Below are 12,207 nucleotides of genomic sequence, written 5' to 3'. Positions count from 1 at the left end.
AGAAGGCAGGTGCCGCAGATTAACAGGGCGCGCGCTACGCCTGAACCCTAAGCGCACGGATGATAAACGCATGCAGACTGTTGACCGCCTTGGACCCGCGAGAGTCTCGACTGCGCAGAATCGACACCTCCATCGGTTCAATACTCCCCAACCCTTGTTCGCTGCCCAAGACCTGCAGTGACGGCTGCACGGTGCACTGAGTGATCGCGGCAATCGCGAGCCCGCCCTCGACCGCAGCCACTTGGCCGGCGAGGCTGGAGCTGTTGTACACCACCTTGAACTGACGCCCCTGCTGGGCCAGTGAATTCACCGCATACCGCCGCGCCAGGCTGGCGCTTTCGTAGACGGCGATGGGCACCGGGTCCCGGCGCCACAGTTCGAACTGAGGCGAGCCTACCCACACCATCGGTTCCTTGAACAGGAACGTGCCACTGTGCGGCGAGTCCCTGGACACCAGCGCCAGATCAAGATCACCGCTACGCACCCGTGGGATCAGGGCGGTGGACTGTTCACAGGTCAACTCAATGTCCACACCGGCGTAGCGCGGCGCAAAACGCTTGAGCACCGGCGTGAGGTACTTGGCCGCATAGTCTTCCGCGACCCCAAGGCGGATGCGCCCGGTCAAGGTTTCGCCATGAAACGCCGCCTGGGTCTCGGCGTGCAGGGCGAGCATACGACGCGCATAACCCAGCAGCGTCTGGCCGTCATCGGTCAACTGCAGATGCCTCGGGCCACGGCTCAATAAGGGGCGTCCCAGCGCGGCCTCCAGTTTCTTCATTTGCATACTGACGGCAGACTGCGACCGGTTCACCTCATGGGCCGCGCCCGAGAGCGAACCGGCGTCTACCACTGCCACGAAGCACTTGAGCCAATCGATCTGCAAATCACTGGAAGGCATGCGGGTGACCTCTATTCGTTAATCGAATGACTGTTGCGTGAATTATGCGCTTTTCATGATAGCTGTTCGCTCGCAGGATGCGGGCTTGAACCCACCGTTGCCGGACCTGATCATGCCCTTCGAGACTTGGTTGCTGTACCTGTTCACCTGCTGCGGCATCGCCGTAGTGCCAGGCCCTAATGCGCTGCTGGTGCTGACCCATGGCGCGCTCCACGGCAGCCGCAAAACCCTGTTCACCATCAGCGGTGGTGTACTCGGCTTTGCCATGGTGCTGACGCTGTGCGCGTTGGGCCTGGGGGCACTGATCCAGGCTTCGGCCACCTGGTTCATGGCTTTGAAAGTGGCCGGCGGGCTTTATCTGATCTGGCTGGGTTTCGGCCTGTGGCGCTCGGCCCCCGTCAGCCTGGATACGACCGGCACGGTGAGCCAGCGACACTGGTCGCTGTTCCGCCAAGGGTGGGTATCGGCCCTGTCAAACCCCAAGGCCTTGTTGCTGTTTACCGCGTTTATTCCACCGTTCCTCGACCCACACAGAAACCTCATCGCGCAGACGGCCGCCATTGCGTTGACCTACGCGGTCGTCGAGTTTGTCGTTGAATACACCGTGGCCAGCGCCGCGCACCGCGTTCGGCCTTGGCTGGCGCGAACGGGGCGACGGTTCAACAAAGTCTGCGGCGGGTTCTTTGTGCTGTTTGGGTTGGCGTTACCCATCCACAGCTGACGGCAATGGCATGGGCTTCAGTCCTTGCGACCTTCACACACCGCTTTCAAGCCCAGCACGGTAGTGGGCGTCTGGCCGATATGCGTGGTGGTACTCACCACCATGTTCGCGCCACTGTCGCCTTCCAGGTGATACGGCTTGCCGTCGCAGACTTTCGCGGCTTTCTGGTTGATGTTTTCCAGCAGGCCTTCTCGGGAATTGAAGATGCTGCCATGGCTGGTGATCATGTATTCGCCCGGTGCGACTTCATTGGCGCCGGTGAAGGTGCAGCCGGTCAAGGCCGAGGAGATGCATCCGAGCAGCAGGATTTTTTTCACGTCCATGTTCTCAAGTAGGGGGTTGAGGGCCGGGAAGTCTACAACAATGCCAGGCTATTTTTCTGCGCTGTGAGAGCATGGCTGGGAAAAAGAGGGCGTCGTTAGAAAGGAGCATTAAATGGACAAAGCGCAACTGATCGCGCAGGCAGAAAGGGCCCCATACGGGCTGTTTCCATGGAGCCAATTTGTCGCTCACACCGAGTTCCTGTGGCAGGACACTGTGCTGGTGGTGGACGCTGCCGCGTGGCAGCGCCAATGGTTCGAGCTGGAAATCATCAATGGCTTGGCATTGGCCGAGTGGGAAGAGCAGGGCAGGCCCGAGGACTTCTCCGCGCGTTGGCGTGAGGGCTATCAGCAGGAAGCCCTTGAGCTGGTGAATGATTTGCTGGGGCTGACTGCTGAGATCGGCATGTTGCCCTCATTATCTCGCCCGCCCTGCCGATAACTTGCGCTGCGGTAATCAATAGGGAAGCCTCGCGCAGGAAGCCGGATGAAGATGTTTGACGTTAACCGTTATGCTCAAATGTATTACCAGAATATCCAGCCATCACCGGGTAACGACTACCCGCGACTCAAGGCATGGGAGTTCCTCTACGAGTACATCTGGGACGAATGCCGACCTCATTGGGCGGACCTCATCAATGATGATCATATCGACACGACAGCGCTGCACATCGGGTTCTACCTGGCGAACTGGGGAATGTTCCGCGGCTCCTCGGGGTTGTTGCAAAACAGCAACCTTGATCTGATGAAAGCATTGGCCAAGTCTCTCTTTACGGGCAAAGGTCCGGAATTGCTTGAGCTCTCTTTGGATGATTTTGCAGCGGGCTCGCCAAACCTGGTCTACAACCAGAAGCTCTTGGACGATGTATTAGGGGCGATGGAGCAGCTGGCCAGTAACGTCTCTTGGACGGATACGCTCAAGACCAAAATCCTGATGGGCGTCTGGGGGGAGTGCCCGGCGCTGGACCGTTTTTATATTGCGGCTTGCCGAGATCTATTTCCGCGCCTTCCACACATCACTGCGGCCAGCGGAAAGGGCCTCACCGCGCTGGCAGGTGTGGTTCAAAGCATGAAATTTCGCCCCCTAACGTTCAAGACCGGGCGGTTGAAGCTGAGCTATCCAACAGCGCGGGTCATGGACATGGCGATGTTTAACTATGGGCTTGGGTTGTAAGCCATGTGATGAAAAGCAGATGGGCGGCCCGTGGTTTCTAATATATTGGCAGGTCGCCTCGGGTGCTATCTTTCGAAGAAAGTTCGCCACCTTTATGTATTGGAAATTATAGAGTGAAAAGATATGGATGATTTGGACGAGAGGTTGAAGAAGTTTGACTTTGACGCTGCAATAGAAGACTTAAAAGTTCGGGCTTCACGGGCGCGACGAACAAGATCTTTAATGGTGCTTGTCATATTTGTTTCGATTGTCGCAGCAGTGAGTGCTGTGTTTAGTTATAGTGCAAATAACGCGTTTTCCTACCGAAGTTTAGCTGAGAAAATTTCGAACAGTGAACCTCGTGATCCAAGTATTTTTCTATACACATCTCGCGACTTATTAAATAAGGCTTACCCTAATGATTTGATCATTATGGGCAGGGGGATGGATGGGGAAGAAGTGAAGAAAGCGAAGCTTATATCTGAGGAGCGTTTGGCATACCTTCATGAAGTTGACCAGTTGGTTGGCTTTTATGAGCGCGCAGAAAAAGCATTCAATGGGAAGGACTCGGGCTCGGCAGTTAGAGGAGCTGATTGGGTCTCTTCAATATCGTCCGTCGCGTTTTCTTTCGGCGCGATTGCGCTAGCTATTCTCATGCTCCAGATCGCGATTTCTTTTATCCGGTATTACTCTCAATTGGCGGAGTTATACGATGCCCAGGCAGGTGCACTCATCGCTTCAGATGGCGATGCCGATAGGGCCGTGAAGTTCTTTGAGATGTTTTCGCCAGCACCGGTTTCCTTCGGCAAGACGCCTCTAACGCTCTATGAGCGAGCGTTTGATGCGCTAACATCGATTAAAGGTAGGGAGAAGTAGTCCCGGTCATAAGCGTGTCGCCTATCTTGAAGAATAACGATTGAGCGACTCGGAATCCGCCCTCTCGGACATCGAATGCCTGCACCGCATTAGCGTTGACCGGATCGGCGAGCAAGACCTCAAAGCGCTCTCCGGCTCGCCGTTCGGCACCCTGCAGTTGCTGTGCCCCGAAGGGCGCGCGTCCGGTCGTCTGAGTGCATGATATCTTCGACTATCCAAAGCTGGCTTTTCCAGTTTGACCGCTACCTCACTCACCTCACCAAAGGCAATATATGCCTGTAACTATCCGCCTTGCTGTACCGGAAGATGCACAACGCCTGCCTGCCATTGAAACCTCCGCTGTTCAAGCATTTCGCTTGATTGATGAGTTGAGTTGGCTGGCTGAATCGCCTCCGATGTCCATCGAACGTCATAGCCAACTCATTGCGCTATCGACATGTTGGGTTGCACTTGATGCCGAGAATCGGCCACAAGGATTTCTCAGCGCCGAGCGCCATGGCAGTGATCTTCACATCTATGAATTATCAGTGATGCAATCGATGCAAGGACAAGGTACAGGGCGGCGACTGGTTGAGGCCGCGAAGGATTATGCGCGCTCAATCAGAGTTAGTTTTGTAACGCTTACAACATTCACAAACGTGCCATGGAATGCACCCTTTTACTCCCGCATAGGCTTTCAGGCTAAAGCCACCGCAGATCTAGATGAGAGGCTGGCGGGGATATTGAGTGAGGAATACAAGCATGGATTCGCTCCGGACAGTCGGTGTGCCATGGCATGGCCAGTGGCGTAATTACAAAACTGTCAGGCCTCCAAGCCTCTAGGAAAGGAAGGTGAGTCTGCCGGACGTTTGTTGAGGTCGGATGTGCACATTGATCTGCTGGTGATGGATGTGGGGTTGCTGGGCGGGATAGGTGCGTTGAAGCCGTTTGCGGTGGAGGTGTTGGGGGGAGGGTTCGGGAGTTGCTGGGGAGGTAGGGGGATAGTTGTGTACTCCGGAGCAGAGCGAGAATGACTGTCTGCTATCGGCCCAGAGTGTGTAAAAACGCTCATAACCTGATCGTCTTGGGTCATTTACGTTCGTGGCTGAGCGATCGCACGGTCAATGTCGCGGGTCGCATCAGTCGTAACTTGGAACACACCAGCCTGTTCTTACAGCTTCTGGGATGGGCCAAATCGGCCTTTTTAGGCAGTCAGCGCTTTCATCAAACCGTTGGCACCCATGATCTTCATGACCCGTTTCAAGTTGTAGGCGAGCACACTCAAGCTCATCTCTGCACTCACCCCGGCCAGCTTTCGCGTCAGGAAGTGCGCCGCACCCATCCATTGTTTGAGCGTCCCGAAGGGATGCTCAACCGTCCGTTTTCGGACTCGCATCATCTCTGGCGCGTTGCTCAGCCGAAGCTGCATTTCCTCTAAGACGGCTTCATGCTCCCAGCGTCGAACTCGTCGTTCCGTGCTCGGCGTGCACTGTGCTTTCAACGCGCAGCCCTGGCATTTCGAACTCCAGTAACGATGCAACTTCAGGCCTTTTTCAACGTTGGAATAGCGCCAGATCAGCGCCTCGCCAGCCGGGCAAATGTATTGGTTTTTTTCCGCGTCATAGATGAAGGCATCGTTATTGAAACGCCCGTCAGCCTTGGCTCCAGAGGTCATCGGCTTGGGCACGTAGGCGGTGATGCCTGCATCGTGACAAGCCAGGATTTGTTCGCTTTTGAAGTAACCTCGATCCGCCACCACCGACAATGTTTCTGACGCTATGGCCTCGCGGGCCTGCTTGGCCATTGAGCTGAGTTGATCGCGGTCGGAACCAACGTTGGTCACCTCATGTGCAACGATCAAATGGTGCTGCGTATCGACCGCTGTCTGCACGTTGTAGCCGACGATTCCCGTGCCGCGCGTCATCATGGAGCGAGCATCTGGGTCGGTCAGTGAGACCTGTTTATCAGGCGATTCATTGAGCTGGATTTCGATCGCCTGAAGCTCCTTCATTTGAGTTTTGAGCTTGGCGATTTTTTCTTCCAGCCGCACGACACTGGGCTCGGAAGCTGTTGGTTCTTGCCGATCGGCAGCATCGAGTGCCGTCAGGTAACGGTTGATGCTCGATTCAATTTCTTCCATTCGCCGCTTCAGTTTGGCGCTGGTGAAATTGCGGTCACGATTGTTGACGGCTTTGAATTTACTGCCATCGATGGCGACCAGATTTTCTCCGAACAGTCCCAACTGCTGACACAGCACAACGAATTGGCGACAGACGCCTCGGATGGCCTTGCTATTGTCTTTTCGGAAGTTGGCGATGGTCTTGAAGTCCGGCATCAAAACGCCCGGTCAACCACATCAGTTCGACGTTGCGTTGGGCTTCTCGCTCCAAACGTCGGCTCGACTGGATGCGGTTGAGATAGCCGTAGATGTAGATCTTCAGCAAGATCGCGGGGTGGTAGGCAGGCCGGCCAGTATCGGCTGGAACGGCACCTTCAAAACCCAGATTGACCAAGTCGAGTTCGTCGACAAATACATCGACTACGCGCACCGGATTGGTATCGCTGACGTAGTCGTCGAGGCTAGCCGGAAGTAAGGTGCCTTGGCCTCGATATTCACCTTGGATAAAGCGCTTCATAGGCGATCCCTGCGATGAAATCCTCAGAAATCATAGCAAGGGTTCGCAAAAGCGTTTACACACTCTGAACAAACGCAGTCTTTTATGAGAGGTAACTATTGACCCAAGGCTGACCCTGCTCTCGCGAAACGCGGGGTCGGAGTTATCTGATTTGGAACAGGCGGGAGATCGCGGTCATGGCCTTATCTCCGTCAGTTTCATAGAGACCGAACAGGCGCGTTTGGTCGCTCAGACGATGAAGCCGAAAATGGTTATAGAACGCTTGGCCTAAGCGCTGATTATCGAATGCTCCGCGTTCCCAAAGAGTTAAAAACTCTTGATACGCAACGCGCTCAATTTCCAGTCTCGGCATGCTTTCCATATACACATCCATTTATGTCAGCGATGACCGAATCCTACTGGCGCCGGACAGATGCGGCAATGCGCGTTTGGGAGCGATTTTTAATCATCCGAGCTGGCTTTGGAGTTTTTACACACTCTGGGCCGAAAGCAGACCCTGAACTACATAGGTAAAGCCGGGAGTTTAGACCTGCTCCGGAGTTCATCGATTTCATGGGAAGCAAAGTCGCCAAATCGTAACTCCCGCATACGACGATTCGACGAGCAGTCCGCTAGTGACTGGAATTTCTGTTATTTAACGAGGGCACGGTGCTTCGCGGTCGAGGAGTCTTGCCGTCATCAGCACGCCCAATTCGCTCAATTGGTGAATCGCCAGTGCAATGTCACGGTGCTTACCGCTGAGGTCTTCCGAGAGGTCGAGCAGAAGAGTGCTAACCGAGCTAAAGGTCTCGTAGCTATTGGTAATGAGGCTTTCAGTACTGGCGTCTGGACTGACAGTAAAGAGGACGGTTGGGTCAGATGAGGCTTTGCACATATTCGTAATTCCCAAGTCGGGCCGTCACCCCATCGCTACTAAACGAAAGGGTGGCAGCTGTACGCAGGTTAGTAGACCGGGGAATTACGCAAAGCCGGCGCGCCCGGAGGCGCCCTACGCACAGCCACCATCAAGCACCGACAGGAATGTCAGATTGATGAAGCTCATGCACTCAACGTAATTGAACCATCAGGCTACTAAACCCGATCACCGAAAAATTCAGCGACCGCGCAACCATAGATTCCACCACCCCAGCGCACAAGCCGGCGGATTCTGACGCAGGCGTAGGCAATCGGGCAACCCAATCCCCAGCTTTGGGAAATGTCCTAGGACATCGCCCTCACACCGTCACCACCACCTTGCCCACCTGCTGGTTCGCCTCCAAATACCGATGTGCGTCCTGCACCTCATCCAACGCAAACGTCTTCGCAATCACCGGCGCCAACGCGCCCGACGCGAGCCCATCCAAAATAAACGCCTTGGCCCGCGCCAACGCAGCCGGGTCTGCGACGATCTCGGCGTACAAATACCCCTTGAGCGTCAAACATTTCCCCAACACGGTAAACAACGGAAACGGCGTCGGCTCGGAACTTAGTGCGCCGTACTCCAGCAAGATCCCGCCCTGAGCCATGCTTTGGGTGAGTGCTTCAAAGCCCGGCCCGCCGATAGGGTCGAACACCACGCGGGCGCCTTTGCCGTCGGTCAGTTGCATCACGCGTTGCACCAGGTCTTCTTCGTCGCTGACGATGACGTGGTGGGCGCCGGCATCGAGCAGGGCTTGTTGTTTGGCGCGGGTACGGGTGACGGCGATGGCGGTGGCGCCGACGCTGCGGGCGATCTGGAAGGCGGCGAGGCCGACGCTGCTGGAGGCGGCGGTGACCAGTACGAAGTCGCCTGTGGTGAGTTTGGCTTGTTCGACCAGGGCACCCCAGGCGGTGACGTATTGCATCCACGAGGCGGCGGCTTGGACGAAGCTGAGGTTGTGCGGGTGTTTGACGGTGAGGTGGGCGGGCACGTTGGCGACTTCGCCGTAGGTGCCCCAGCGGGCGATGTCGAGAGGTGGGATGACGCTGACGGCGTCGCCCACTTGGAGGTCGATGACGTCGGCGCCGACTGCGGTGACCACGCCGGCCGCTTCGTAGCCCAAGCGGCTGGGGAATTCGGCTTCTTGCAGGTAGGCGTGGTTGCGGAACATGACTTCGGCGCGGTTGAGGCCGAAGGCTTTGACGTCGATTTGCACTTCATCGGCGGCGGGGGCAGGGACGTCGATGTCTTCGAGTTTCAAGACGCTGGCGTCGCCGTAGGCGTGGATTCGGACAATGCGTGGCATGGGGGGCCTCGGTGTTGATCGATGAGGCGTTCAATGTAGGCCACTCCAATCGCCAGTGCCAACATAGCGCCACTGGGCTGGGTCGATGCGCTGAGCAAGGTGCCGAACAGTGGCCAGGGGGGAAGTAACTTATCGATATCACGGCTTTGTGGGCAGGGTCATGAAAGAAATGGGCGCGCTCCCGTATCATCCGGTGCCTCGCAAGCGCATCAGGAGAGCGGCATGTGGATTGGCCATCGGTTCGAGCGTACCGCGCAAGATGACGTGCTCATCCACTCCCACAACAGGGTACAGAGTGGTGCTGTGTGGCTGGTGGGCGGGCTGGCCGTGAGCGTGCCTGTGGCGTTTGTGGTGTGTGGAATCATTGAAGGGTATTTGCCGCTGGTCGGCCTGGACCCACTGTCCTCGCTGCTGATCGTGCTCGCGTTGCTGTTGATGCCTGCCCTTGGCCTGTTCCTGATGTTTTACACCGGCATTCGCGAGATCTTGCGCCTGTCGCGGCACGACGGCGAAGGCCAACGTCTGACCCGCAATGCCTTTGGGCGCCGTGAGCGTGTGCGTCAGGCCTTTCGGCTTGACCACCCCAGCCATCTCGAACTGCGCCGCCGTCCGCAGGCCGAGCCGGTCTACACCCAGCTGTGGCTGGTGATGCGCGATGGCACCGAGCACCGCCTGACCACCGACAACGTTCCGGTAGTGCCGGGCAGCCCACGCACCGAGCGGTGGCTGGTGGAGTTGGCTGGCTATCTGAACGTGGCGGTGCCGTCCGACGTGATCGATGCGTCGGCGCCTCGCAAGCCGCCGCCCTATCGGCCTGCTCCATCCCCGGCCAAGGTCGCCCGTGCGCGAAAAGAAAAAGAGCCTGCTTCTTTACCTGAATCGACCGAAACCATCGGCAGACCCGCACGGGGTCTACTGGGCTTGCTGGGTGCGTTTCTGGGGGTGTTGGAGCTGTCGCAGGTCTTCGCACTGGTGCCCGCCTTGTTGACCGGGCGGCTGCGGGTCAGTGGGTTTCGATCACGTGCAACGACCTTCGACTGGGCCGATCACCCTGTGAGCTTTTCATTCAACCTGTTTATCGGTGTCGTCGAGGTGGTGATCATTGGCTACATCGCCTGGGCCTGTCTGCGTATTGCGATTCAAGGCCGGTTCAAGTCCGGCCCCTGAGTGCGATTTGCGCAAAAGCCGCCCCTTTCTATGCCAGCCGGTCTACCATGCCCTCCCGGCAGTGGTTCCACGCGCTACCGATCTCTCTCTCGCAAGGTATTGCCCATGTCCATCGACCAAATCTCCCTGCCGAAAGGCGTAGGCCCCCACGCCAGCAAGCTCTTCGACGCCATCACCGGTGCCGCCACCCACGAAGCACTCAACCGTGCCGGCGGTAAAGCCGAAGGGTTTGTGCTCGGGCTGGAATCCACCAAGGCCATCAAAAGCCAGATCGCCGAGTCGTTGTATGTGATTTACGACGACGCGGCGACTCACCGTGCAGGTGAATTGAAAGGCTGATACAGCGTGGTTCCAAGGAGTGCATATGACATTGACCGTCGAAACCCTGCTCAACCTGGCCATGGCCAACCCCATCAACGCCGAGATCACCGCGCGCCTGCCTGACCTCGGGGTGGACCAATGTTTCCTCACGGCGGGCTGCCTGTTCCAGGCGGTGTGGAATCATCAGTCGAACTTGCCTGCTGCCCAGGGCGTAAAGGACTACGACGTTTTCTACTTTGATACGGACTTGTCCTACGAGGCCGAGGATAGGGTAATCCGTGCGGCCGAGCAGTTGTTCCAGGACCTGGGCGTGAATGTGGAAGTGAAGAACCAGGCGCGGGTTCATCTTTGGTACGGCGAGCGCTTCGGCCGGCCTTATCTACAGTTGCACACGGCCAAGCAGGGCATCGACCGGTATCTGGTGGCGGGCACCTGCATCGGCCTGGAGATTGCCACGGGCGAGTTGTATGCGCCGTATGGGTTGGAAGACATCGCACAGGGCGTGCTGCGCATCAACCCGCTGCATCCGGAGCCAGCGTTGTTTGCGCAGAAGGCCAGAAGTTATCAGGCGCGCTGGCCTTGGCTGCGGATCGTGGAGCCGGGTTCAGCCCAGTAAGCCTCCCAGTACGCCGCAGCCGGCAACGACCAGCCAGGGTGGCAAGCGCCATACCATCAGTGATGTCAGGGCGACCACTGCCAGGCTGAAGTCCAGCGCAGTGAAAATCGCGCTGGTCCACACCGGCTGGTACAACGCCGCCAGCAATAGCCCCACCACCGCCGCATTCACCCCGGCCAGTGCAGCCTGGGTGCGTGGGCTGCGGCGCAAGCTGGCCCAAAAGGGCAGGGCGCCGAAGAGCAGCAGAAACGACGGTGCGAAGATCGCCAGGAGGCCGACCGTGCCGCCCAGCCAGCCGGTCGGGGCGTGGTTCATCGAGGCGCCGAGGAAGGCGGCGAAGGTGAACAGCGGGCCAGGTACGGCCTGGGTGGCGCCGTAGCCGGCGAGGAAAACGTCGTTGCTTACCCACTGCGGCGCCACCACGTCGGCTTGCAGCAGAGGCAACACCACGTGACCGCCGCCGAATACCAGTGAGCCGGTGCGATAAAAGGCATCCACCAGGGCCAGGGTGGGATTGGGCAGCCAGTTGACCAGGACCGGCAAGCCCACCAACGCAATCACAAACAGCCCCAGCCACAGGGCGCCTGCGCGGCGGTTGATGGCGATTGGCAGCGCGTCATGCTCGGCGCCGGGTTCGAGCTTGAACAGCAACAGGCCGGCCACGCTTGCTGCGATGATCACACCGACCTGGCCCCAGGCAGACGGCTCCAGCAGTGCCACGCCTGCAGCAATCAGCATCAGCGTGAAACGCGCCACGCCCCGGCACAAGTTGCGTGCCATACCCCAAACCGCCTGGGCCACCACGGCCACGGCGACGACTTTGAGGCCATGCAACGCACCGGTGGGGATTACGGCACCGTAGTGCGCAAGACCCAGGGCGAACAGGATCAGCGCAATGGCCGATGGCAACGTGAAACCGGCCCAGGCCGCAGCGGCACCGCCGTAACCCGCGCGGGACAGGCCCAGGGCGATGCCGACCTGGCTGCTGGCCGGGCCGGGCAGAAATTGGCACAACGCAACCAGTTCGGCGTAACTGCGCTCGCTCAGCCAGCGTCGCCGTGTGACGAACTCCTGCCTGAAATAGCCGAGGTGCGCAATCGGGCCGCCGAAGGAGGTGAGGCCCAATCGCAGGAAGATCAGGAACACCTTCCAAGGATGGGTAGAGGGGTGAGCCAAAGTGAGGGGTCTCGCTCATGACAAATCGGGCTAACGTGCGAGCACCTTAGCGAAATTTGATGACGTGAAGAAGCGGTGTCGGTTTGCCCGATGTGCCGCTTTGATTGAATTTTTGCCCGCGCGCTTGAGTCATTTAAGCA

The 12,207-nt window shown here is 57.9% G+C and carries 15 protein-coding genes and 1 pseudogene; 9 read left to right on the top strand and 7 right to left on the bottom strand.

The window, feature by feature from the left end:
* Positions 1–34: 34 nt before the first annotated feature.
* Complete coding sequence (locus tag RB216_RS19695) at positions 35–898, bottom strand: LysR family transcriptional regulator (RefSeq protein ID WP_305381969.1); 864 nt, start codon at positions 896–898, stop codon at positions 35–37.
* A 112-nt stretch (positions 899–1,010) separates the two neighbouring features.
* Here RB216_RS19695 and RB216_RS19690 point away from each other — a divergent pair, with 112 nt between their 5' ends.
* Positions 1,011–1,619: a LysE family translocator gene (locus RB216_RS19690; RefSeq protein ID WP_122687155.1), complete on the top strand. Its 609-nt coding sequence runs from the start codon at positions 1,011–1,013 to the stop codon at positions 1,617–1,619.
* A gap of 17 nt (positions 1,620–1,636) precedes the next feature.
* On the opposite strand, the gene RB216_RS19685 is transcribed toward RB216_RS19690, so the two are convergent.
* Positions 1,637–1,936, bottom strand: a complete 300-nt coding sequence (locus tag RB216_RS19685; RefSeq protein ID WP_028617167.1) for a hypothetical protein — start codon at positions 1,934–1,936, stop codon at positions 1,637–1,639.
* A 118-nt stretch (positions 1,937–2,054) separates the two neighbouring features.
* Between RB216_RS19685 and RB216_RS19680 the strand changes: the two genes are divergently transcribed.
* The 5 genes from RB216_RS19680 (at position 2,055) to RB216_RS19660 (ending at position 4,759) form a co-directional block, all read left to right on the top strand.
* The gene (locus RB216_RS19680; protein ID WP_308907771.1) at positions 2,055–2,381 is read left to right on the top strand and encodes a hypothetical protein; all 327 of its coding nucleotides are present in this window, start codon (positions 2,055–2,057) and stop codon (positions 2,379–2,381) included.
* 45 nt (positions 2,382–2,426) lie between these two features.
* On the top strand, positions 2,427–3,113 hold the full coding sequence (locus RB216_RS19675) for a hypothetical protein (RefSeq protein ID WP_305381964.1): 687 nt from the start codon (positions 2,427–2,429) through the stop codon (positions 3,111–3,113).
* A 123-nt stretch (positions 3,114–3,236) separates the two neighbouring features.
* Complete coding sequence (locus RB216_RS19670) at positions 3,237–3,968, top strand: hypothetical protein (RefSeq protein WP_236321657.1); 732 nt, start codon at positions 3,237–3,239, stop codon at positions 3,966–3,968.
* Between the two features lie 40 nt (positions 3,969–4,008).
* Entirely contained in the window at positions 4,009–4,170 is a 162-nt protein-coding gene (locus tag RB216_RS19665) for a hypothetical protein (protein ID WP_308907770.1), read from the top strand.
* Positions 4,171–4,240: 70 nt separating this feature from the next.
* Positions 4,241–4,759, top strand: coding sequence for a GNAT family N-acetyltransferase (locus tag RB216_RS19660; protein WP_308907769.1), 519 nt, complete (start codon positions 4,241–4,243; stop codon positions 4,757–4,759).
* Positions 4,760–5,151: 392 nt separating this feature from the next.
* Here RB216_RS19660 and RB216_RS19655 read toward each other — a convergent pair.
* The 4 genes and pseudogenes from RB216_RS19655 to RB216_RS19640 form a co-directional block, all read right to left on the bottom strand.
* A pseudogene (locus tag RB216_RS19655) lies at positions 5,152–6,583 on the bottom strand (IS1182 family transposase).
* A 142-nt stretch (positions 6,584–6,725) separates the two neighbouring features.
* On the bottom strand, positions 6,726–6,944 hold the full coding sequence (locus RB216_RS19650; protein WP_068937482.1) for a hypothetical protein: 219 nt from the start codon (positions 6,942–6,944) through the stop codon (positions 6,726–6,728).
* Positions 6,945–7,217: 273 nt separating this feature from the next.
* Positions 7,218–7,457, bottom strand: a complete 240-nt coding sequence (locus RB216_RS19645) for a DUF6124 family protein (protein ID WP_305381930.1) — start codon at positions 7,455–7,457, stop codon at positions 7,218–7,220.
* Positions 7,458–7,797: 340 nt separating this feature from the next.
* Positions 7,798–8,787, bottom strand: coding sequence for a zinc-dependent alcohol dehydrogenase family protein (locus tag RB216_RS19640; RefSeq protein WP_028617153.1), 990 nt, complete (start codon positions 8,785–8,787; stop codon positions 7,798–7,800).
* Between the two features lie 222 nt (positions 8,788–9,009).
* On the opposite strand from RB216_RS19640, the gene RB216_RS19635 reads away from it, so the two are divergent.
* The 3 genes from RB216_RS19635 (at position 9,010) to RB216_RS19625 (ending at position 10,891) form a co-directional block, all read left to right on the top strand.
* Positions 9,010–9,954 (top strand): hypothetical protein, encoded by a 945-nt coding sequence (locus tag RB216_RS19635; RefSeq protein ID WP_308907768.1) that lies wholly within the window; start codon positions 9,010–9,012, stop codon positions 9,952–9,954.
* A gap of 105 nt (positions 9,955–10,059) precedes the next feature.
* Positions 10,060–10,293, top strand: a complete 234-nt coding sequence (locus RB216_RS19630) for a hypothetical protein (RefSeq protein ID WP_028617151.1) — start codon at positions 10,060–10,062, stop codon at positions 10,291–10,293.
* 25 nt (positions 10,294–10,318) lie between these two features.
* Positions 10,319–10,891 carry a nucleotidyltransferase family protein gene (locus RB216_RS19625; protein WP_028617150.1) on the top strand — a complete coding sequence of 191 codons (573 nt, stop codon included), beginning with the start codon at positions 10,319–10,321 and terminating at the stop codon, positions 10,889–10,891.
* On the opposite strand, the gene chrA is transcribed toward RB216_RS19625, so the two are convergent.
* Positions 10,880–12,067, bottom strand: a complete 1,188-nt coding sequence (chrA, locus tag RB216_RS19620) for a chromate efflux transporter (RefSeq protein ID WP_068932750.1) — start codon at positions 12,065–12,067, stop codon at positions 10,880–10,882. The genes RB216_RS19625 and chrA overlap by 12 nt on opposite strands.
* Between the last annotated feature and the right edge of the window lie 140 nt (positions 12,068–12,207).

This window comes from Pseudomonas canadensis (assembly GCF_030980095.1).
Classification (GTDB): domain Bacteria; phylum Pseudomonadota; class Gammaproteobacteria; order Pseudomonadales; family Pseudomonadaceae; genus Aquipseudomonas; species Aquipseudomonas canadensis.
The sequence above is the reverse complement of the archived record's forward strand: the minus strand, read 5'-3'. Positions and strand labels throughout refer to the sequence as shown.